This is a genomic window from Microcoleus sp. PH2017_24_DOB_U_A, assembly GCF_020738205.1.
Classification (GTDB): Bacteria; Cyanobacteriota; Cyanobacteriia; order Cyanobacteriales; family Microcoleaceae; genus Microcoleus.
Genome location: NZ_JAEQCT010000064.1, coordinates 21,371 through 42,986, shown reverse-complemented (window position 1 = coordinate 42,986; position 21,616 = coordinate 21,371). Strand labels below are relative to the sequence as shown.

Below are 21,616 nucleotides of genomic sequence, written 5' to 3'. Positions count from 1 at the left end.
TCCTAACCGATTCGGTGGACGAACCAAGACATCTGTACGATCCCAGGAATCGCCAATGCCGATCGTGGTTCAAGTCTTTGAAGGAGGCAACGTAGAACTCCGCAAAGTAAATATGGTCTAAGAAATCACTGCACCAGACCGTACTATGATAACGTATTGACATTGTAAATACATTTTACCTATACTAAGGAGTATGAATGTATACTTCATGCTCAATGGCATTACCTTTGTATGGGATGACGGAAAAGCGCGGATTAATCCCCTAAATCATGATGGGATTACTTTTCAACAAGCTGCTGAATCCTTCTTTGACCCATTTCTAGTTGTCGTTGATGCCAGCCGCAATGACGAAGCGCGTGATGCTGTGATTGGGCTAGATAGTCGGTGGAATCTATTGTATGTGGTTCACATTGAGCGTGAAGAGAATGTCATTCGGATTATTTCAGCACGTAAAGCAACTCGTCAGGAGAGAGCAGAGTATGAAGGTTGAAGCATTAAAGCAACGATTAGACCGAAACCGTCCAATGACTAGCGTGACTATCCGTATGCCCGAAGATGTTGTGGAAGACCTGAAGAAAGTTGCACCATTGTTGGGTTTTTCGGGTTATCAGCCATTAATTCGTGCTTATATTGGTCAAGGTTTGCGCGTTGATTTAGAACGATTTGAGAGCGAGACAGTGACAGCCCTAGTCGCAAGTTTGAAGCGTCGAGGTGTCAGTGATGCAGTGATTGATGAGGCATTAAAGGAAGTCATTCGTGCTGAGTCCTGTTAATAGAGTAATAGTCATGGAAATGGAAGAATACTTAAAAGTGAGTGAGTGAATTTATTGATTGGCAACATCCCAAAATTATGGAATGTGCTAAACAAATCGCATCGGGACATGAGACACCAACGGCGATCGCCAAAGCGTGTTTTGAGTGGGTTCGAGATGAAATTCGTCACAGTTATGACTATCAAATGAGTCCTGTTACCTGTCGAGCTTCCGATGTTCTTCAGCACAAAACAGGTTATTGTTATGCGAAAAGTCACTTGTTAGCAGCGTTACTAAGAGCAAATGACATTCCGGCCGGTCTTTGTTACCAGCGGTTGAGTATTGACGATCGAGGTGCGCCTTACTGCTTGCACGGTTTCAATGCTATCCATTTACCTGAAGTTGGCTGGTATCGGGTTGATGCCAGAGGTAATAAAGAAGGAGTCAACGCTCAATTCACTCCACCTCAGGAACAGTTAGCGTTTAAGATTCAGTTTCCATAAGAGGCGGATTTTCCAGCCATATTCTCAAAGCCACTTCAAGTCGTTATAGAAGCATTACAAGGACAGAATACATGGGATGATATGCCTCGCAATCTCCCAGACATTTCGTTGGAGTTCACGAAGAGTTATGGCTTGTGGTGATATAACACAACACGGCATCTCATTACAAAAGTCACTGTCTTATGAACGCAGACGATCGCAAAATGATGCTGACACACTACCACCACATGGCTTGGAATGCGCGTTTGCGATCGTCAACCGGCTCTCCGGTTCTCACTACAATGATCTCAGTATTCGTAACTCTGCTTTCACTCGCTTTAGTGTGGGCCAGCGGAGCGACTAATCGGGGCTCCATTCCCGCATTCAATTCTCTTCCACAATGGGCCTGGTTCGGTGGGGTTTTTGCAGCATACTATCTTGTTGCATCATTGATCGCAATCCCGAAATTAGGTGTGGCGGTGGTTTTTTCATTGGTGATTGCCGGACAGATGATTGCGGCACTTGTCTTGGATTCTACTGGCGCATTTGGTGTTACCCAGATTTCTCTCAGCGTGTCTCGCATCTTAGGAACTGCATTATTGCTGATTGGAGTAATCCTGATTCAAAAACAGTGAGAATGCCTAATTTAGACGCACTAAGGAATGAGAATTAAATAACTTATAATTTGATGATTCTTGTGGGATGGGCCAGAAGAGCCCGTCCAGAAAGAACGGGCTCTCCCGCCCATCCCACAAACTTGTGTAAATTATTTAATTTGCGATCCTCAGCGTGGGTGTGACGATTAATCCATCACCTAATAGATTGCGATCGGCGCTGACTTGATGTTGCTTGCTAGCGATCGAGCGGACTAATCACTCCCTACGACTAATGCTTGACCCGCACTCGATCGCGTGCAGGTCTAAATAATAATGCCCGAAATTTTCCACATAACACCACGATTTGGGTGATTGGGCAGAAACTTTCGGTCTAATCAGATAAAATAGGGATTTTAGGCATAAACTTTCGGCTTTTGAACCCATATAGGGTGTTTAGCCAGAAACTTGACAATCAGCCTAAACGGCCTGTAATATTAGATATACCAATCCTAAATGATTTGCTGGCATTATACGCTAGTAAAACGCTTACACTCCAAAGGTTCTGGCATCCATCAATTTTTCGACTGATTTAGGGCTGCTATAGTTAGGTTTTATCTGTTTTGAGGAAGGATTATAACTATGTCTGATTACCAAATTGAGAATGTTGTCCTTGGATTTGCAACTAATCTAAATCCAGAGAGACTAGAGGTATTTGCAAAAACTCTTCGTAGCGTTTATGCTCCTCAAGTATGCGACTTAGTAATCTGCACGAATAATGTTAACAATCAGCTTTGTCAAATAGCCAAAGAGTATTCGGTAACATTTTCATACACTCCAAATACCTATTCCTTTAGTGTAAATAAGTTCTCGAAGCTTCTAAATAGAAGTATACTCTACCCAACAAAATGGCTAGCACTATCAACTCAAAATATACCGTCATTAAGAGTTATATTTTACGAAATGTACGTTCAACTATTGAAGCTATGGCATCATCCTCATTTTGTCCGGTGGTTCAGTTACAGAGACTTCCTAAAAACGAATCCACAGTATAAGAAAGTCTTTATGTCAGATGTAAAAGATGTAGCTTTTCAGTCACCCTTTTTTGATGAGGTAGATTCCTCAGAATTACACTTTTTTAAGCAGGATGTCCAATATGGAGGTGACGATTACTGGGATACAAAGTGGTATGGCGATAGCTACGGTTCCAAGGCTTTGCAAAAGGTGGTAGGCAAACCAGCTATTTGCATTGGCACAATTATGGGAAGCTCCAAGGGAGTCGATGCTTTCCTTGAAGTTCTATGTGCAGAAATTTTGAAAACTCCCTTTATTGGTATCGAGCAATCAGTCTTTAATCATCTTTTCTATACTGATGGGTTTAATAATATTCCGTTTGAAGTTCATGAAAATGCCGTAGGCCCTGTACTAACAATTGCTGGCGAATCCTTGAATCGCTTTAAAGTTTGTCCTGATGGAGTATTCACTGTAGATGGGAAATTGGCTTCGGTCATACATATGTATGACAGACATCAAGAAACTTTCGATTACTTCTCTAGACTATTGGGATACGAAATCAAACAGGAAGGTCTAGCGAAATGATCGAACTTATTCTCTGTATAAGGGTATAATTTTTGTGTTGATGCGCGATCGAGGTATTCTGGAAGCCTTGACCACTGATAGACACTTTGACCAAGAGGGTTTTACTCGTCTGTTGCGATCGGCAGACTAACACTAATACACGCAGAAACTCTCTTTGGTCGCGAACAACCAGCGGTTGGGTACTTCGCTTTCATCAGCGTACACCATTTCAACGATCGCACCACAATGATGAATTCAATTGCCTATCGACCTCCGCAGCTTGGGGACGAACAAGAAATTAGTGCTTGTATGTGGGCTTCTGCGGATCTATGGGAGCTCACAGATGGAACACCAGAAAGCGTTGCCGAATGGAAAAAGATTTCTGACCTAGAAGAATTAAGAGCAAGAATCTTTAGTAGCGAGAAAAAGCTAGTCGCTACATGGAATGGGATAGTTGTTGGTTTTATTGCATTTCGGAGAGGGAATCATCTGTCGTTGTTGTTCGTCCGCAGAGAATTTGCTGGGCAAGGAATCGGTAGAGAACTATTCAACAGAGCTTAGGCAGGCAAACTATTTATATTGTGCCTGCGTAAGTCCTGTTAAATTAAGCAAACTTAATCTTCAAATAATCATCCTCCATCTTCGCCCCGGAAGGTTGCAGTGCAGCTAAAGCTTGCGGCAATACCATATTGCGGCGGTGATTCCCAATCCGAACATTCAACTCATCACCAGTTTTGCTCAACTGAATCTGATCCTTAGCAATTCCCGGCAAATACAGTTCTAGAACATATTGATTGTTGTCCTGCACAATCCTAATCGTATTTTCTGTGTAATAAACTTTGCTGGGATCTTCGTCTTTGTAAAGCGTTTCTTTCAAGCGTTCCAAGGCTGGCAAACCGCACATTTCTTCGGAATAAAGCGGCACTTCTTTCACTGGTAGCGGCCGGAAGTTCTCGTGAATTTCCTGCTTGTACTGCTGCTGGTTTTCTTTCCAGCGCTTGAAAAAGGGATCGGTTACTTCTTCGGGAATAATCCGATTTGCTACGATTAAATCTGTGGCAACATTGTACAAACTCAAATAAGCGTGGGCGCGCAAAGACTCTTTAATTACCATTTTTTCGGGATTAGTAATTAACCTGACCGAAGTTACAGTATTGTCAGTTAAAATCTTTTCCAGAGCTTCGATTTGCTCGTAAAATTCATAAGGTGCATCCATCACCTCTTTGTTCGGCAAAGAAAAGCCCGCAATTGGTCTAAAAATTGGTTCAACTAAAGGTCTGAGGGCGGCTGATATGCCTTGCAATGGCTTGTAAAATTTTCTCATGTACCAGCCGCCAACTTCTGGCAAACTCAAGAGCCGCAATGCTGTGCCGGTGGGAGCAGAATCGATAATTAAAACATCATATATTCCCTCGTCGTAATGCCGTTTCATCCGCACCAAACCGAATATTTCGTCCATTCCCGGCAAAATGGCTAGTTCTTCAGCTTGTACGCCATCAAGTCCCTGGGCTCTCAAAACTTCACTAATGTAGCGTTTTACTGCTCCCCAGTTGCCTTCTAATTCTCTGAGGGCATCCAATTCTGCTCCCCACAAATTGGGTTTTACGAGTCGGGCGTCGTGTCCGAGTTCCATGTCGAAGCTGTCGGCCAAGGAGTGGGCGGGATCTGTGCTCAGCACTAGGGTTTTGTATCCCAATTCGGCGCATCGCAGCCCTGTAGCAGCGGCTACGGAGGTTTTCCCGACGCCGCCTTTTCCGGTCATTAAGATTAAGCGCATTGATTTTTGAGCTCGCCTGCAAGTTCTGTTTACTTTTTCTATTGTAACGGAATGTAACTTTATGAGACTGAGGCTACCAAATATCAGTCTGTGGGGTACTGGTGGGGCGTCGGCTGGGGCGGCTGGGGTGTCGCTTAAAGGCTTGAAATATGATAGGGGGCGATGATAAATCTTGTGAAGGGCGATCGCGCTTAACATCAAATGCTGTATTAGTATTGTTTGCGATCGCATTTTTCAAAACAAATAGCAGAGTATTAGTAGGGTGCGTCGCGTGCGAAAAATCCCTAAGAAAAGATCGACAATCTAATGGCGACGCACCTTGTCCCATTTGTGGGAGTCGTGCCACACAAAATTTATTGAGCATATTTAAATAGATGGTTGTGTTCCCACCCGATGTGTTCGGTGCGTCGCTATCAGATTGTCGGTTAAGTTTAGGGATTTTTCGTGCGCGACGCACCCTACAGATAATGTTGCTGATTCTTTCTTTGTGTAAAAGGCCGGAAAGCCTGTTATTGAAAATTGAGAATTCTTAAGAGATTCCTAAAGATTGAATCAATAATTTACTGTAGGGTGCGGATGGTTGTACCTTCGCCAGCGAACCAAAAATCTCTTTTCCGCCGAAGATAACTAATGTCTTTTGTTTAGAGCGAGGTTCTTGACTCAACACTTGTGAATGAACGGACAGAATGCTATCTGAATCAAAACGATAGAAATAGTGCAAGTCGCCACAAAGCCCTTCTTCAATATCCTTGAGATTAGGAAAAAGTTCTCTAGATGAACGCGGTTCGTGACCGATTAAAATTAGTTGATCTGATATTTCCATTTTGTTAATATCGATTAGATACATGAGCCCTTCATCAGTATTAACTAGAATGCGATCGTCTGATAGGTAGCACATATAGTAGCCAAAACCGTCATCTGCATGAGGCCATTGGCATATTCCAAGTAGATTACACTCGGGAAAACTGAATCGGCTGATTTGTCGCCCACAATCATGTACAACCACAAATTCGCCACCCGCAGGATGAAATTCTGGAGGCGCTGTGTCATAGTGACAGGGAAATTCCACGGTGTGGATTGTCGTACCATCATCATAAAGCCAGTAGATTTGCTGTCCGCCCTGACCCTCAGCAGCCGAAATAGCTAAAATTTGATTTTCTGGGTGCGGGTGAAACGAGAAGCAACTCGATCCAAAAGGATCTTCGAGCAAAACTTTTCGCTGGATTTGCCATGAATTGGTATCGCGAATTTGAATTTCTACTTCCTCGCCTTCAATTACTTTCATGCACCAAAAACGCAAGCCGTCTACATCAAACCAGCAGTCCTCAAATCCATTATCCCTAGAAGGATTAGGTAGCTGTTCTTCAAAAACTAGCTCGTTTTCTGCTGTCACAATTGCTAGATGATTGCCATTTGCCATAATTGCCGCTAGCAAGTCGCCTTTGGCGCTAATGGCTAAGCAGCTAATTTCGTCTGGAAGCTGGTATTCGTATTTTGGGGAAAAGTTGCGATCGAGTAAAGTGACTTTTTTGCGATCGCCGCTGACGAGCGTCGCCAAGTCGGAATTAATGGGTTGAGTTATGTATGAGAACGACCAGTCAATTTGTCTTTCATTTTTTGGTAAAATCAGCATAAAGATATTTCGAGAATTTTAAGTCGGCATAATGTCGTCAAGTTGCAATTGTAAATTGGGAAATAGATAAGAAGAAATCGGCTCTCCCAAGCGATATTGTTGCTGCTGGTAAACTCCATTAACCAACTGGCAGACTGTGAAAGTAGGTTGCTTGGGAGAGCCGATAAATTGCAAACCCCCCAAGCCTCGAAAGTCCACAATCCAATATTCTGCAATCTTCAAAAAAGCGTATTCTTCCACTTTTCTGGCATAATCATCTTGCCAATTAGTGCTGACCACTTCGGCAACAAGCTTAATTGTACTATCTTTACAAATCACTGGTTCTTTTTGCCAAAGGGGTTCACTACCAAGTTCTGCTTTATCTAAAACAACTACATCAGGACGCAGTGCTGTGGCCTCAGCGTATAGCGGTTTTATTAAACAAGTTTTTGGAACCAACCAATTGAATCGATCGCGAAAAATTTCTACGTAAATTCTACCAGCAATACTACCTGCAACCGCTTCGTGAGGACCAGTAGGTTCCATGTCTCTGAGTTCTCCATCAATGAGTTCATATCGTGTATTATCCCCATATAGGGCAATAAACTCCTCAAAGCTAAGTAGTTTGGATGGGGTGTATGTCATAGGTTCTTTCTTAATGAGATGTAGCTTAATTAAAAGTTTTGCGTGCGGGTAGGGAGTAGAGTTCTGCTAAGTTTATTATACTCGCTCGATTCTAAGTTTATTAGACATCTCCAAAAAACCTTATCAAGAACAGGCAGGATGCCTGTTCCACATTAATTATTGGAGATGTCTATTATACTCGCTCGATTGCATGACCGTCTATGAGGCAGGGGTTTAAACCCCTGCCGGACTGCGGTAAAGCGCGTATTTGCTGGCACTAAATTATCATCAATTCGTAGTTTTCTCCCCCGCCTTCTGCACGGGAACAGCAACCGCTTGCGGTTTCTTCTTCGCCCCAAACATCCCGAAGAAGTCGTGCAGCAAAATATAAAAACACGGAATAATAAACAGCGTCAGCAGCGTCGCCAGCGACAAACCAGAAAATACGACAACTCCCAAAGGTTGCAGAAACTCCGAACCTTCTCCAATCCCCAAAGCGAGGGGGAATAAACCCAAAACTGTGGTAATAGTTGTCATCAAAATCGGACGCAAACGTTGAGGTGCCGCCCTGACAATTGCTGTCGCGCGATCGACCTTTTCGTCTTCCCGAATTTGGTTGGCTAATTCTACCATAATAATGCCGTTATTCACGATAATTCCTACGAGCAAAATTGCCCCGATCATCACCGTCGCCCCGATCGCAGTTTTGGTCACGTACAGCCCGAAAACACCCCCAGCCAACGCCAGCGGCACTGTCAGCAAAATCACCAGCGGATCGACTAGAGAATTGTACTGTACCGCCATCGCGACAAACACTAAAAAAGTCGCCAATCCGCCCAAAAGTTTCAGAGAAGTTTGCAATTGCTGGTTGGTTTCCGCAGCCGAACTCGGCACAATTGTAACTCCTGGTGGCAGCTTTATTTCTGATAAAACTGCATCGACTTGTTTGACAGCATCGCCCAAACTTGCACCGCGATTTAAGTTTCCCACAACTAAGAAAACTTGCCGCTGGTTGAGACGCTGAATTTCTCCCGGCGCTTGGCCGATCGCAATTTTTGCCACATCGCTCAAACGGACGATGCTATTATTGCCAGATAAGGGAATTTGTCCGAGTTGGGCGATCGATTTGACAGAAGTGCGATCGAACTGCACGCGCACGTCTACCAAACGGTTTCCCCGCTGCACTTGAGTCGGAACAGAACCTTCAATTGCTGTTTGAACCGTCTCCCCAATGTCTCGGGCACTGAGCCCGTACAAAGAAGCTCTTTCCCAGTCAGGACGGATTTGCACTTCCGACTGCGGCGCGTCTCCATCCGGCCGAAACCGCGCTAATTTTACCTTTTCATCCAATTCTTTTAATATCTTACGGCCTGCTTCTTGCAATGATTTTTCGGTTGGGCCCTGAAGTATGACATCAATTTCGCCGCCCCTGACTGGGGAATTCGTTAACACTAAACCCCTGATTCCCTCTGGGACTAAGCGCAGGCGAGTGCCTTTTGGAACGTCTATTTTCCTTAATTCCTCAGTCATTCTTTCCGTAAAGGCGATCGTATTTGTGCCTTTTTTCAGCGTAATCGTGCTGCTTCCCCGGAGCAAATTCTCGATCGTATTGTTGCCGAACAGCAGCCCTCCGGCTGTGGTTAAAGTATACTCGGTTTCTGGCTGTGCGAGCAGCAGTTTATCGGCGGCTGCAACTACTTTTTGATTGGTTTCCAAGTTAGTACCGGGAGGAAACAAAGCAAATAATCGGGCTTGGCTGGTATTGATTCTTGGCAATATTTCCTGGGGAATTTGACTTGCCATCACCCAAGTTCCGCAGCCTAAAATTATAAAAGCCAGTGGAATGATAATTAAGCGCAAACCCAGCACTTTTGACAGCACCGCACCGTAAGCCCGCGTGCCGTTTTCAAAGCCGCGGTTGAAATGTTTTATCGGCCCGAATTGACTGACGCCGCTAGAATAAGACATTCCCATCAAGCGAGAAGTCAGCATCGGTACTACAGTTACAGCTACTAGCAAAGATGCTGCTACTGCAAAGCAAATTGTCAAAATTAATTCGCTAAATAGCAGGGAAAAGAAGCCGCCAATCAGCAAAAATGGCAGCACCGATACTAAGTTCGCCGCCGTGGAAGCAACCATTGCTGATTCTACTTCTTGACTTCGCATTACCGACTCTTCTATTGTGAGTTCTTTGCGATTTTTGATTTTGCCTTTTTTGAGGTCGGGGTTGCTGTTTAAACCGACTACAATATTTTCTAAAATAACTACGCTGGTGTCAATTGCCTGACCGATTCCCAAGGCTAAACCGCCCAAACTAAACAAGTTCAGCGACAAGCCGAACAGCCGCATTAAAATAATCGCAGCTAAAGTACACAGGGGAATAGTCAGAGAGATAATCAGCGTTTGTCTGAGGGAACCTAAAAAGAACAAAACGGCGATCGCAGCCAAGACGGCCCCGGAAATTCCCGCATTCGCTACATCGGCTAAGGAATTGCGGATAAAGCGGGATTCGTCTAAGGTAGTAACTACTTTCATATCTGCCGAAATCAAGCCCGCTTTCTGCATTTCTTTGAGGCGATTTTTTACGCCGTCTACAACAGTAATTGTGTTGGCGTCCGGCTGTTTCAAAATGCTGATTTTAACGGCGGGTTTTTGATTGAGAAAAACTTTGACTCGCTGTTCTTCTGTGCCGTCGTTGACTTTGGCAAAATCGCGCAGGTAAACTCGTTTTGGCGGGTTGGAACCGGATATTTGAAAGGAAAGGTTGTTGATTTCGGCGGCTGTTTTAAATCGACCGATTGTGCGAGTCAGCGGTTCGTTGGATTCTTGGCGCAGTCGGCCGCCGGAAGTGTCTAAATTGCGATCGCGCAAAGCACTAAAAACATCGTTAAGATTAACTCCTAAACTTTGCAGCCGGTTCAGGTCAATATTAACTTGAATTTCTTCTTGAACGCCGCCGGAAACGTCAACGGAAGCTACTCCGGGAATTACATTAATTTCCCTGGCTAATTCGTCATCGGCGAATACTCGCAAATCTACGCCTTGGCGCGAGTCTGAAGTCAGCGCAAATTCGTAAACCGGCTGTTGGGAAGGGTCAAATTTAAATAGAGTGGGGGATGCAACGGTATCGGGAAGTCGGTTGCGAATGCGGTTGACGGAGGCTGTGGCGTCGTTGAGGGCTTGGTTGATATCTCCGCCGGGTTTGAAGAATAAATCGACGCTGACTTGTCCTTCGCGGGTGCGGGAAAACACTTGCGTGACTCCTTCTGTGGCGGAAAGTCCTTGTTCGAGGGGGCGGGTAATTTCGTCAACTGCGACTTCTGGGGAGACTCCCGGTGCGTCTAGGCGCACGCTGATGCGGGGATAGGTGATGGAGGGTAGCAAGTCAACGGGCAGTTGGGTGATGTAGAAAATGCCCACTACGACGATCGCCAATGTCAGCATTATAGTGCCGATGTGGCGGCGGATTGAGATGCTGCTAATGCTGAATCCGGGTTTGTCGGCTGTCATGCGATTTTAGATTAGAGATTTTAGATTAGACTATTGGGGATTATTCGATTTTAGATTGAAAAGTTTAGGGTCTCACTCAGCCTGCGAAGGCATGAATCGGGGGATTGCGACCAACTTCTTTTCGATCGCATTTTATTGTTGATTGGGAGCGATCGACTATTTACACTCCACTTTTTGCAATTATAATAAAATTCAATAAAATGTAAATAAAGTTTTTTTGAATATTCCTTTAGAGGTAGTCGCCCTCAACCGAAATTGACATAAGTTGCGATCGGCTGTTGAATTTCTGTAAGTTATCGCAAATAGGAACAGGCAAGATGCCTGTTCCACAAGAATGTTTATTGATTGTGGAACAAGCATCTTGCATTATCACAAATAGGGGAGCATCTCAGTTTTGCAAGAAGCATTTTTTATCGTAGTGCTGTCCCCGCACAGCAAAGCTTGTACAAGCTTTGCTGTGCGGGGACAGCACTGTAAATGCAAAACTGAGATGCTCCCACAAATAGCAACAGGCAAGATGCCTGTTCCCTCTTCCTTCTTCCTTAATTTACTGTACTTGACTTCCGTGGGCGCGCGGGTCTGAACTGCTTGTTTTTACAGGGCCTGTGGCGGGAGTAAAATCAGAAACTTGACCGGAAGATTGCGAGTGCGGTATTGGTTTTCCTGCAATTAAAGCCTCTAAATTATCTTCCATAATACTGCGCGGTGTTTCGCCGATCGTTTCAGCAACGCTGCTGCCTTTATTATTCAAATAGACAAAGTGTGGAATGCCATCTACTCGATATTTGCTGATTTCTGGCAGCCATTTGTCATTGTCTACATTCAGCATGACAAAATTCATTGGTTCGGCATATTTCTGTTTGATGGCGCTTAAGTCCTTAGCCATTGCTTGACAGCTACCGCACCAATCAGCGTAAAATTCCATGAGTGTTGGCTTGCCGTTTGTTAAGGCTGTTGCTATCGGTGCGGAGGCTTTTGCCATTTCGGTGAGACTGCTTGATGGCGTTTGAGTTCGCACTCCTAAGAAGAGGGATACTGAAAGGGCGATCGCTGCTAATACGATCAATAAGTTTCTGACGCGCGCGGCGGCATTTATTTCGGAATCTGCGGGTGCAGGAGTTGAGTTGGGCGAATTAAGACTCATAAAATAAATTGGGATCTTATTTCTATGTTTTTATTTTTAATAAACACTTTAAATTATACCACATTTTGAGATAATCAGACCAATCTCATCAAAAAATTGGCTGAGGCCAGTAATTAGAGCAAGTGCGCTAAAACAATAAGATAAGAAAGATTGTGTTTGTAAATTACCGAGGTAACAGTGAAAAAACGGGTAACGCTGACGTTTCCACAACGATCGATCCAAATGCCTGTCACCTATCGACTGGCCAAGGATTTTAATGTTGCAGCCAACATTATCCGCGCTCAGGTGGCTCCGAATCAAGTGGGCAAACTGGTGCTAGAGTTATCAGGGGACATTGACCAACTAGAAGCGGCGATCGACTGGATGCGATCGCAAAATATCGGCGTTTCCCTAGCCAGCAGGGAAATACTCATCGACGAAGATACCTGCGTTCACTGCGGCTTGTGCACGGGGGTTTGCCCGACAGAAGCCTTGACCCTTGACCCAGAAAGCTTTAAACTAACGTTTGCTCGATCGCGCTGTATCGTCTGCGAGCAGTGCATCCCTACTTGTCCGGTGCAAGCTATTTCTACTAACCTCTAAGCCCGCACACAAATTTATCGGGTCAGCCGATTTTAGATTTTAGATTGAATAATTTTAGATTTACTCGTAGCGCCGTGAATCTGGAAGTTTAAGCATGAGTCTAAAATTTTGGAATCGACCATTATGAGTGCCGGCAAGCAAATAACCGTTTTTGGGCGGGGTCATCTTTATGTTGCTTGGTTCCCCTAATTTGTATATCGAATGAAACTAAATTCTTGGTTTTCCTTAACTCTACTTTTTGTTACTTATTTCATTTTTGGCTGGAAATTATCTGAATTTGATATTCCCCCGCACCTGACTTGGTTTTTCGCCGTGGCTGCTGTTTTAGTGTTAGCTATCGCGTTGTCATTCCCGCTGAAGGAGATAAAAAGATGGCTCATGCGCTGGTTTTCGAGTGATAGTGGGGCTTTTATTTCGATTATTGTAGGAGCTTTTTTGGCAGTTATAGTTGTTACCTGGATGCACCTTTTTGTGACGGTTTTAGTCTTGACTTCAGCCGGAGCTTTGGCAAGACTAGATATTCAAATGTTTGGGCACCAAAGATGGCGGACTTTTGCGATATTAGCTACTATTTCTTTAACTGGTTTGGGGGTGGGCGGAGCGATCGAGTTTTTGTCAAGAACAGGCAGGCTAGTATTACCGTAATGCGGAACGGGCAATTCACCCAACCAAATTCTACAACTGGCAATGGGTATTTAGCGCAAAATTATGCGATCGCTCATCAATAAATACATATCGTTTTTTTCAATACCCACCGCCCCCGACTAAGGTCTTCGGGCCTTAATTCTAGCAGTTTTCAAATTTCATGAGGTAGAGCTTCCCAATTACCAATTACCAATTCCCAATTCCCCATTACCAATTAATGAACCTGGAGTGCAACTGAAAACCACTATGGCAATATCAATCTGTAGCGACTGTTGTTCAAAATCTTATTCCCAAGATCCGTAAATCCGGCAGCCAAAAACTAAATCCCAATAAAAAAGCAGCTTTAGGGAGCTGCTCGTCAGAATGCATGAGGTATTGTTTTTAGAATAGGACAGGTTGAATTCGATCGATCTTGGGTTACATTTTTTGATACGAGAGCATTGATGAGTGAATGGACGATCGCAAAATCGTCACACAGGAGGATAACATCAATGCTAATTTTTCCGACAATGAGGTTAGCGTTTAACTGTCCTTGCGCCCTACAGCCCTTCAGCGGTGGGGCCATTTTATTTTTAGAGAGAACTCAATAGCCGACTTTAACGCATCAGACGAGTCTGCCATTAGTTTTTGCACAAAAGCTCCATCGCTTAATCCTCACACTTAATAAAACTTACGCGCCACATTTATTCAAACCCGGTTGATTCCCAAATATTCGGTGGTAAAACCGACACACTCACCCAGAAATCAGTATTTTTACGGAATTCACAAGTCATCAAAAATCGGCTATTTTCCCAGAAACCCGCTTTATGACTGTCTCAATTGATATCAGACTCTGTTTTAGATCCGATCGAGCAACCGAGCCAGAGGGTTAGGACGTTTTTAATTGTCGAAACCGTTGCTTTCTTCTTCCGACTTCCCTCTTCCTTCTTCCTTCTTCCTTCTTCCTTCCTCTAGAACTTTTTTGATTTCCTCGATCGCCCGACGCGCAACTTCTTCAGGCCTTTCGCCTCCTGAAATGCTAACTCGGACATCTGCTTGAGCGTAGAAACGCTCTCGTTCGCTCAAAAGGCTTTGTAGCTTAGATTTGAGGTCTCCCTCCCGCAGTAGGGGCCGAGTGCTGTCCGATCGCAGTCGATCGTACAATTGGTCTACAGGTACATCCAGCCACACCACGATACCGTAATGCATGTTACCCCAATTTTTCGATCGGGCAACAATACCGCCGCCCGTAGCCACGATCGAATTTTGATAAGCAGCCAATTCGCCGAGCACTTTCGTTTCTAATTCCCGAAAAGCCTCTTCGCCTTCGCGATCGAAAATCTCAGCAATTGACTGATTAGCAACTCGCACAATTAGTTCATCCGTATCAAAAAAACGGTATTTTAATTCCCTTGCCAAAATCCGCCCCACCGTGGTTTTGCCCACACCCATCATCCCGACGAGATAGATATTAACTCCCCTCAACAAATCCACCGCCAAATCCTCCAATATTTTGCTATTTTTTCAGGTTAATCGGGCCGTCGCTGGGACGTGAGTCGTCCTCATCAAAGACATCATCCTCATCCAATCCCCAATCATCCTCTGTGTCTGCACTAGGATTTTGGGGTACTTGGGCGCCACCCCCTGGAGGTATGGGATCTTGCGGGGGAACCAGCACTCGATACTCTGCATCGTAGACAGACTCTGTTTGTCCCACCCCCGACTTGCTGGGATCTCGATAGCCATAGGAGTATACTGAGCCAGCCCAAGACTTGCTTTTTGGTTCCTGCTTCGATTCGTAAGCCCTCGGATTTGCTGCTGGAACGTCATTTACCTGCGGTCGATCGGCAAAATCGCGATCGTCCCCCCAATCATCATCGCTGCCGCCAGAGACCGATTTTGAGCCATCTGAAACCCAATCATCTTCATCATCTGCGGCTTGAATAATTGTCGGTTGATTGTAATTCTTGGCAACAGCAGGGTTTGGAGTTTCTGGTTGGAAAGTCTGCGGAGTGTAGCCTGCCGGTGTCCCGTACTCAGTTCGATCGGAAGTTTGGCTATTTTCTGTCTCAAAATCGGGGTCAATCTCCTGTTTTCTGGGAGGAGGAGGAGGCGCGTAAGCTGTTCTCCTGTCTGCTGAGACAGCCTCACGGCTGCGAATGTTGCGCCCGCTGGGAGTTCGTGTTTGAGATAGGTAATTTGAAAAGGAAAGCAAAGCAGAAATCAATAAAGACGTGACAACTCCCGTCCCCATGCTGAGCAAAATCCAGATAGATAAGGGTAAAGCGGGCGATCGAATTCCCAAAAATACCAGCGATAATGCCGGCTCCACATTTTGTAAGGCAAAAATAGTTAGCCCTACCACAATCACGAGCAATAATACAGGACGCATATCAAATTTTAATTGGTAATGGGTAATTGGTAATGGGTAATTGGTAATGGGTAATTGGTAATGGGTAATTGGTAATTGGTAATGGGTAATTGGTAATTGGTAATGGGTAATTGGTAATGGGTAATTGGTAATGGGTAATTGGTAATTGGTAATGGGTAATTGGTAATTGGTAATTGGTAATTGGTAATGGGTAATGGTTATTGGTTATTGATTATTGATTATTGTCAACTATCAACTATCAACTATCAACTGCCAACTGCCAACTGCCAACTGCCAACTATCAACTATCAACTGCCAACTGCCAACTGCCAACTGCCAACTGCCAACTATCAACTATCAACTGCCAACTGCCAACTGCCAACTGCCAACTGACTACTCTTCTTCCTTCCAGCGTTTGAGAGGAACGCAATCAACCCCCAACTGATCTAAAGCCCGAGCCACAACAAAGTCTACCAAATCTTCAATAGTTTGCGGATTGTGATACCAAGCAGGAATCGCTGGCACTATTCTAGCTCCAGCTTCCGCCAACGTAGTTAAATTCCGCAGGTGAATCAAACTAAAAGGGGTTTCTCTAGGTACAAGTACCAATTTTCGCCCTTCCTTGAGCTGAACGTCGGCCGCTCTTTCGAGTAAATCCGAGCTCAAGCCAGCCGCCAACTTGCCTAGTGTACTCATGCTACAGGGAATAATCATCATCCCTTCGGTGCGAAACGATCCGCTAGCAATATTAGCACCAACATCTTGCCAGGGATGACACCGGAGTTTGCCAGAATTGGGTACTCCTGCTTGTTCTCGCCAGAATTCTTCTTGCAAAGTCGGTTCTGCGGGCATTCGGATGTTCTGTTCGCTTTGCCAAACTATGTAGGTAGATTTTGATGCTACCAGTTCGACGGCGCGATCGGCTTCCAACAGATATTTTAAAGTCCGCACGGCGTAAATCAGTCCCGATGCTCCAGTCACTCCTACAATCAGCGGGTAGTTATTTGTCATTTGTTATTTGTTAGTTGTTATTTGTTAGTTGTTATTTGTTAGTTATTAGTTGACTGTGGGAGCATCTCACCTTTTGCAAAAAAGCAATTTCTTCACAGTGCGAGCTTAAGAGCTCGCGAGTTGGATAGATCGCGAGCGGGGACAGCACTATAAAATCAAAACTGAGATGCTCCCGTTGACTGTTGACTGTTGTTAATTATTTTTGGATGATTTATGACTATAGTTTGCTCCCAATTTATCAATACTTAGTTGCTAGACAATGACAACTAAGTATTGAGGAAAATCAACTGTCAACTGTCAACTGTCAACTGTCAACTGTCAACTGTCACCTGACTATTCCTCATCATCAAAAGCTTGGCTGCCACCACCAACTGCAACTAAGTCAATTTGTTGGCGGTAGTAGTCAACGCTTTTGACTTGAACTTCTACCCGATCGCCCAAACGGTACTGATTGCGGTTTTTGCGACCAACTAGAGTTTGCTGGCGCGATCGATATTCATACCAATCATCCTTCAGCGAAGAAACGTGCACCAACCCTTCAACTCGCAAAAGTTCACTTTCCGGCGGCCGCACCTCAATTTCCACAAAGAAACCGTAAGACTGCACCCCTGTAATCAAACCCTGGAAAGTTTGACCGGTGCGCTCTTTCATCAATCCAGTTTTCTTCAATCCCTGCAAATCGCTTTCGGCATCCTCAGCAACCCTTTCGCGTTCCGTCAGGTGTACCACCGCCGCTGCAAACTCTGTCTCAAACTCGTGGTGCAAGTCTGGCGGCAGGACATTCCAAGTAATTTGACCGTGACAGGAGGAATGGTGCAGGTTGACTTTTTCTTTCGCACGAGTTGTGCGGCTGCTGCGGCCTTGCTCTAACACAGCGTGCAACACCCGCAGCACCAGCAAATCGGCGTAGCGGGAAAGCGGCGAAGTGCAGCGCGTGTAGCCATCTGACAGGGCCAAACCGAAGTGCGGCTTGGGAGTTGTGCTGTAAACAGCGGGCTTCATCGTGTCTTCGAGCAGGTAGGTGAGAACTCTTTCGGACTTGAGGCCGGCAAACTGTTGGGTAAATCGCTGGAAGTCAAAGGGCAGAACTTCTTCCTCGTTTTCGAGATACAGTTCGCCTCCGAGGTTGTTGGAGAGTTTGATGAACTCTTGAATGTCTGCTGGATCTGGCATCGGTTGGACGCGGTAGATTGCTGGCACTCCCAAGGCTTGCAGGTGAGTGGCGACAGCTTCGTTGGCAAGTACGACCAACTCCGAGACAGCCGACTGGGCGGCGGGAGCCGTTGCAAAAGCTCCTAATTCGCCTTCGTCGTCGAAGTGAGAGTTAGCATCTGGCAAATTTAGTTCAAAAGCTCCCCGCTTGAGCCTCGCCTGTCTGGCAGCCTTTGAGGCTGCGGAGATTTGAGCGAGGAAAGGACGGAGGGCGGAGGATAAAGCGGGATCTTCGGCATCGGAGCCTGGTTCGATAATTGCTTGAGCTTGCTCGTAGGTTAGCTGGTAGTCAATGTGAATGACGCTGGTTTGAATTTCGTATTCTAGGAGTTCTCCTGATTCGTCTAGGGTGAGCATGATGCTGAATGCCAGCCGTTCGGTGTCTAGCAGCAGGGAGCAGCGCTCGTTGAGGAGTTCTGGCACTACGGCGATGATTTTTTCTCCCAAATGGGCTGCTGTGCCTCGTTTGCGGGCTTCGCGATCTAGGGGAGTTTCGGGCTGTACGTACTCGGCGGCGTCGGTGACGTGGATTCCAACTTGCCAGCCGCCGGACTTCAGACTTTCGATCGACAATGCGTGTTCTATTGGCGGATCTGAGAGGAATGAGGTGGGGTCAAACTCGTTTTCGGTTGCGTCGTCTGAGAAACTTTCCTGCTGAGTTTTCGGGGCATCATTTTCGCCGTTGGTTTCTATCGGTTCATTTCTGCTGAAGGTAACAGTCAAGATGTTCCGCAAATCTAGCCGTTTTTTGATGTCGGTTTTTTTGACTTTGCTGGGCAAATTTTCGGCTGCTTTGATGACGGCTGCGGGGAAGGAGCGCGGCAAGTCGTGCTTGCAGCATACGATGTCGAGGTCGTCGGCGGCTTCGGCGTCGGAACCGAGTACCTGTACTACTTTCCCGACTGGGCGGTGGGTTCCCAGGGGATAGCGTTTGACTTCGACGTGTACTAAATGGTCGATCGCCTCTTGGAGATTTGTACCGTTGGCGAGCAAGTCTAGTTCAAACAACAGGCGATCGTCCAGGGGAATTGCTCTGTAGCTGACGCGGCCGGTGGGGGTGGCGGTTTGCTTGACTCGCGCCAGTACCGAGGGGTTAGCGCGTTCGAGGATCAGCATAACTTCGCCTTCGGGCGATCGGCGGCGGCTACCTTCTTTGATAATTTTCACTAAAACTCGATCGCCATTCCAAGCAGTCGAGAGGTGACTTTCCCGCACATAAACGTCTTCTGAACCTTCAGCATCTTGAATTGCAAAGCAAAATCCTTTGCTCGAACAGCGCAGTTTTGCTTCTACCACGTCATCTTCAGCTACTCGACGATAGCGGCCTTTGTCTTTGACTAATATGCCAATTTTCTCTAGAGCTTCTAATGCGATTTGAAGTTTGAGTTGACTGGTTTCATCATTGCAGTCGAGTTTTTTTTCTAGTGCTTTGGGAGCCACTAATTTGTCTTCTGTAAAATTTGCCAGCAGTGCAGCGATAGAAAATTCCATGTAGCGATCGATCCTCTTGTTTCCAGCAATTAGTCTAATTTTGGCGAAATCAGCCGCACCCTCTTTTGCCCTCGCTGTGCCTGCTTCCCAACAAATGCGCGGGTTAGTAGGTGGAGATACCAGCACAGTCGGTGCTACCCGTGCGCGGGGATTTTTTCAGATTATTTCCCCACACCAGCAGTCGCTAATTGTCTGCTGTCTGTCAGCAAATGACAGATGATGGTGCAGACAAATACCCCATACCCTATTCCCCAATACAATTTTTTAGCGTTGGTTCCTTTGCTTTTGGCTTGCAGCGCCGAGCTCTTCGCGAAGTAGAAAGCCCCTGTCGGTTCTTAAAAGATGACTCGATGCTGAAAGCGACGGGTTGAGTCCTGGATCGGGAGATGGAGAGATGCAGAGGGAGAAAATTTGCATTTGGGCCTCCTGCCTTTTTCCTTCTGCCTTTTTCCTGCTTTCTTCTGCTTTTTGAAGTGCCTCTTGCCTTGTGCTAAAGCCAAAGATTTTACCGTCTCAAGGCAAAATTGCTAGTAGCTCGCCGCTGCGATACCCCTGTTTTTGCAAGCGTTCTGCCCTTGCGGACGGAGGTGCAATTCAGGGTAGGGAGCAATCTGTGCTGTAGAAAGTGCAAGGTACACAAAACCGGAGACTTTTACTACTTTTGCCTAGTTGCTGTGTCATCTCCTATAGGTAGAAATGACGCCCGGTGCTTGTTAGCTTAAACCGCCGGATGTGGGATAGGGTTTAGTCGCGTGAAAGGTTGCGCGGATGATTCACCTTACATTTATTGTATGTTGAATATGTGCTTTCAGAAAAATGTTTTCTCTGGGTTGTACTAAACTTAAGTCATCAGCCCCTTCTGGTTTCGGGGTCAAAAAATTATGTTTGCTGAATTTCGCGCCCTTTATCCCGCTGGACAGTTGATCTGTGAGTTGCTGACTATTCATCACGGTAAGTTTGTGGTTCGCTGTCTGGTTCAGGTTGACGGCAAAACTCTCGCTACTGGTATGTCCGCTGCTGAGTCTGTTGAGGATGCTGAAGACCGCGCCCGATCGCGAGCGATTGCTGTCCTCGCATTTGCTGCTGCTCCGGCTCCGGTTGCTGCTGTTCCCGTTCCGGCTCCGGCTCCGGCTTCGGTTGCTGCTGTTCCCGTTCCGGCTCCGGTTGCTGTTGTTCCCGTTCCGGCTCCGGCTCCGGTTGTTCCCGTTCCCGTAGCCCCCCCTCCTGTTGTTCCCGTTCCCGTTCCCGTTGGGCCAGCCCTTGCTCCGCTTCCGGTTTTAGAAATGCCTGTTCCAGACAAAATTGACATACCACATCAAAGCAATTTTGTCAATAGGGAAACCAAATTAAATGCAGAGCCGACGATCGCACCTGTAGCGGAACCTTTGCCGCCAACAGTCGATTTACCTCCGGCGGTGGGATTTGTACCGAAGCAGTTAGACTCGGACGCTTGGCTGTCTTCCAGCTACGGCGAACCGCTTCCAGAATTGGAAGTGCCAAATACTAGCCAAAGCGAACTGTCGCAAGGTGCGGCCGAAGTCCGGGAATTGCAACCGATCGCGGTAGGAATTCCCAGCGATGCGATCGAAGATGATTCTGATACGATCGCCCAAATAGACGCAATTCTCAAACGGCTGCGATGGACAAAAAAACAGGAAACCGACTGTCTCGAACAAAATTATGGCAAGTCATCGCAGAGAGAACTTGCTAGCGAACAGTTGGCAGATTTCCTAGAATATCTAGAAATCTACAGCAGAACCACCGAAGAAATCAAGAGATTGGGATGGACAGCCAACCAAGGAAAAGATTATCTCAAACAAGGTTACGGCAAAGAAGCACGACATTTCTTAAATAGAGAAGAATTGTTCGACTTCCTGCAATATCTCGAATCTTTACCTTAACAATCAGGAAAATAGGTTTGTAGTGAGGACTTTAGTCCTTCTTTCTTGCAGGTTTGTAGTGAGGACTTCAGTCCTTCTTTATTGCGGACTTTAGTGAATCACTATAAACTGTTTTTATTAACAGTAATTGAGCGGTTCATAAAAAATAAAAATTAAAAACAGGGAAATATTCTCCATTTTTAATTTTTAATTTACCAGTTCTGGACGAATTAAGGCCAAAGGGGGGGCATCTCAGTTTGGCATTTATAGTGCTGTCCCCGCTCGCGAGTTGTAGAATACGCGAGCGGGGACAGCACTATAAAAAAAAATGCTTTTTGCAAAGCTGAGATGCTTCCGGCCAAAGAAACCGGGT

20 protein-coding genes are annotated in these 21,616 nt (G+C 45.7%); 11 read left to right on the top strand and 9 right to left on the bottom strand.

The genetic code is table 11. The features are described 5' to 3' along the window. The first annotated feature begins 193 nt into the window (after positions 1-193). The 6 genes from JGK07_RS18845 (at position 194) to JGK07_RS18820 (ending at position 3,966) form a co-directional block, all read left to right on the top strand. Positions 194-490: a BrnT family toxin gene (locus JGK07_RS18845; protein WP_293190371.1), complete on the top strand. Its 297-nt coding sequence runs from the start codon at positions 194-196 to the stop codon at positions 488-490. Positions 491-524: 34 nt separating this feature from the next. Beyond that, positions 525-773, top strand: a complete 249-nt coding sequence (locus JGK07_RS18840; RefSeq protein WP_293190369.1) for a hypothetical protein — start codon at positions 525-527, stop codon at positions 771-773. A 41-nt stretch (positions 774-814) separates the two neighbouring features. Next, positions 815-1,255, top strand: coding sequence for a transglutaminase family protein (locus JGK07_RS18835; RefSeq protein WP_293186482.1), 441 nt, complete (start codon positions 815-817; stop codon positions 1,253-1,255). Positions 1,256-1,437: 182 nt separating this feature from the next. Beyond that, positions 1,438-1,869: a DMT family transporter gene (locus tag JGK07_RS18830; protein WP_293186480.1), complete on the top strand. Its 432-nt coding sequence runs from the start codon at positions 1,438-1,440 to the stop codon at positions 1,867-1,869. A 600-nt stretch (positions 1,870-2,469) separates the two neighbouring features. Beyond that, the gene (locus tag JGK07_RS18825) at positions 2,470-3,426 is read left to right on the top strand and encodes a hypothetical protein (protein ID WP_293186478.1); all 957 of its coding nucleotides are present in this window, start codon (positions 2,470-2,472) and stop codon (positions 3,424-3,426) included. A 225-nt stretch (positions 3,427-3,651) separates the two neighbouring features. Then, positions 3,652-3,966: a GNAT family N-acetyltransferase gene (locus tag JGK07_RS18820; RefSeq protein WP_293211389.1), complete on the top strand. Its 315-nt coding sequence runs from the start codon at positions 3,652-3,654 to the stop codon at positions 3,964-3,966. Between the two features lie 43 nt (positions 3,967-4,009). Here the strand turns inward: JGK07_RS18820 and JGK07_RS18815 are convergent, their stop codons facing one another. The 5 genes from JGK07_RS18815 to JGK07_RS18795 form a co-directional block, all read right to left on the bottom strand. Continuing rightward, a complete protein-coding gene (locus JGK07_RS18815; RefSeq protein WP_293186475.1) occupies positions 4,010-5,182 on the bottom strand; it encodes a TRC40/GET3/ArsA family transport-energizing ATPase in 1,173 nt (390 codons plus the stop codon). Between the two features lie 529 nt (positions 5,183-5,711). Beyond that, positions 5,712-6,815: a hypothetical protein gene (locus JGK07_RS18810; RefSeq protein WP_293224159.1), complete on the bottom strand. Its 1,104-nt coding sequence runs from the start codon at positions 6,813-6,815 to the stop codon at positions 5,712-5,714. Positions 6,816-6,833: 18 nt separating this feature from the next. Next, positions 6,834-7,439: a Uma2 family endonuclease gene (locus JGK07_RS18805; protein WP_293205854.1), complete on the bottom strand. Its 606-nt coding sequence runs from the start codon at positions 7,437-7,439 to the stop codon at positions 6,834-6,836. A gap of 267 nt (positions 7,440-7,706) precedes the next feature. Beyond that, the gene (locus JGK07_RS18800) at positions 7,707-10,928 is read right to left on the bottom strand and encodes an efflux RND transporter permease subunit (protein WP_293190361.1); all 3,222 of its coding nucleotides are present in this window, start codon (positions 10,926-10,928) and stop codon (positions 7,707-7,709) included. Between the two features lie 547 nt (positions 10,929-11,475). After that, positions 11,476-12,072 (bottom strand): thioredoxin family protein, encoded by a 597-nt coding sequence (locus JGK07_RS18795; protein ID WP_293211387.1) that lies wholly within the window; start codon positions 12,070-12,072, stop codon positions 11,476-11,478. A gap of 177 nt (positions 12,073-12,249) precedes the next feature. Here JGK07_RS18795 and JGK07_RS18790 point away from each other — a divergent pair, with 177 nt between their 5' ends. After that, positions 12,250-12,654 (top strand): NIL domain-containing protein, encoded by a 405-nt coding sequence (locus tag JGK07_RS18790; RefSeq protein WP_293149705.1) that lies wholly within the window; start codon positions 12,250-12,252, stop codon positions 12,652-12,654. Positions 12,655-12,855: 201 nt separating this feature from the next. Then, positions 12,856-13,299 carry a hypothetical protein gene (locus tag JGK07_RS18785; protein WP_293186347.1) on the top strand — a complete coding sequence of 148 codons (444 nt, stop codon included), beginning with the start codon at positions 12,856-12,858 and terminating at the stop codon, positions 13,297-13,299. A gap of 879 nt (positions 13,300-14,178) precedes the next feature. On the opposite strand, the gene JGK07_RS18780 is transcribed toward JGK07_RS18785, so the two are convergent. Beyond that, a complete protein-coding gene (locus tag JGK07_RS18780) occupies positions 14,179-14,772 on the bottom strand; it encodes a shikimate kinase (protein ID WP_293242642.1) in 594 nt (197 codons plus the stop codon). A gap of 22 nt (positions 14,773-14,794) precedes the next feature. Next, positions 14,795-15,670, bottom strand: coding sequence for a LapA family protein (locus tag JGK07_RS18775; protein WP_293186343.1), 876 nt, complete (start codon positions 15,668-15,670; stop codon positions 14,795-14,797). 186 nt (positions 15,671-15,856) lie between these two features. Here JGK07_RS18775 and JGK07_RS18770 point away from each other — a divergent pair, with 186 nt between their 5' ends. Beyond that, entirely contained in the window at positions 15,857-16,042 is a 186-nt protein-coding gene (locus JGK07_RS18770; RefSeq protein ID WP_293190359.1) for a restriction endonuclease, read from the top strand. Here the strand turns inward: JGK07_RS18770 and JGK07_RS18765 are convergent, their stop codons facing one another. Then, entirely contained in the window at positions 16,043-16,660 is a 618-nt protein-coding gene (locus JGK07_RS18765) for a flavin prenyltransferase UbiX (RefSeq protein WP_293190357.1), read from the bottom strand. Positions 16,661-16,993: 333 nt separating this feature from the next. Further along, positions 16,994-19,363, bottom strand: a complete 2,370-nt coding sequence (locus JGK07_RS18760; protein WP_293186356.1) for a ribonuclease R family protein — start codon at positions 19,361-19,363, stop codon at positions 16,994-16,996. A 188-nt stretch (positions 19,364-19,551) separates the two neighbouring features. Here JGK07_RS18760 and JGK07_RS18755 point away from each other — a divergent pair, with 188 nt between their 5' ends. Both JGK07_RS18755 and JGK07_RS18750 read left to right on the top strand, forming a co-directional pair. Next, positions 19,552-19,734 (top strand): hypothetical protein, encoded by a 183-nt coding sequence (locus JGK07_RS18755; protein ID WP_293190355.1) that lies wholly within the window; start codon positions 19,552-19,554, stop codon positions 19,732-19,734. Between the two features lie 510 nt (positions 19,735-20,244). Continuing rightward, the gene (locus JGK07_RS18750) at positions 20,245-21,264 is read left to right on the top strand and encodes a hypothetical protein (protein ID WP_293186337.1); all 1,020 of its coding nucleotides are present in this window, start codon (positions 20,245-20,247) and stop codon (positions 21,262-21,264) included. Positions 21,265-21,616: the final 352 nt, after the last annotated feature.

Coding starts and splice junctions, on each gene's coding strand:
- JGK07_RS18845 (WP_293190371.1), top strand. CDS start 194: ATGAATGTATACTTCATGCTCAATGGCATTACCTTTGTATGGGATGAC.
- JGK07_RS18840 (WP_293190369.1), top strand. CDS start 525: ATGACTAGCGTGACTATCCGTATGCCCGAAGATGTTGTGGAAGACCTG.
- JGK07_RS18830 (WP_293186480.1), top strand. CDS start 1,438: ATGAACGCAGACGATCGCAAAATGATGCTGACACACTACCACCACATG.
- JGK07_RS18825 (WP_293186478.1), top strand. CDS start 2,470: ATGTCTGATTACCAAATTGAGAATGTTGTCCTTGGATTTGCAACTAAT.
- JGK07_RS18820 (WP_293211389.1), top strand. CDS start 3,652: ATGATGAATTCAATTGCCTATCGACCTCCGCAGCTTGGGGACGAACAA.
- JGK07_RS18815 (WP_293186475.1), bottom strand. CDS start 5,182: ATGCGCTTAATCTTAATGACCGGAAAAGGCGGCGTCGGGAAAACCTCC.
- JGK07_RS18810 (WP_293224159.1), bottom strand. CDS start 6,815: ATGCTGATTTTACCAAAAAATGAAAGACAAATTGACTGGTCGTTCTCA.
- JGK07_RS18805 (WP_293205854.1), bottom strand. CDS start 7,439: ATGACATACACCCCATCCAAACTACTTAGCTTTGAGGAGTTTATTGCC.
- JGK07_RS18800 (WP_293190361.1), bottom strand. CDS start 10,928: ATGACAGCCGACAAACCCGGATTCAGCATTAGCAGCATCTCAATCCGC.
- JGK07_RS18795 (WP_293211387.1), bottom strand. CDS start 12,072: ATGAGTCTTAATTCGCCCAACTCAACTCCTGCACCCGCAGATTCCGAA.
- JGK07_RS18785 (WP_293186347.1), top strand. CDS start 12,856: ATGAAACTAAATTCTTGGTTTTCCTTAACTCTACTTTTTGTTACTTAT.
- JGK07_RS18775 (WP_293186343.1), bottom strand. CDS start 15,670: ATGCGTCCTGTATTATTGCTCGTGATTGTGGTAGGGCTAACTATTTTT.
- JGK07_RS18770 (WP_293190359.1), top strand. CDS start 15,857: ATGGGTAATGGTTATTGGTTATTGATTATTGATTATTGTCAACTATCA.
- JGK07_RS18765 (WP_293190357.1), bottom strand. CDS start 16,660: ATGACAAATAACTACCCGCTGATTGTAGGAGTGACTGGAGCATCGGGA.
- JGK07_RS18760 (WP_293186356.1), bottom strand. CDS start 19,363: ATGGAATTTTCTATCGCTGCACTGCTGGCAAATTTTACAGAAGACAAA.
- JGK07_RS18750 (WP_293186337.1), top strand. CDS start 20,245: ATGTTTGCTGAATTTCGCGCCCTTTATCCCGCTGGACAGTTGATCTGT.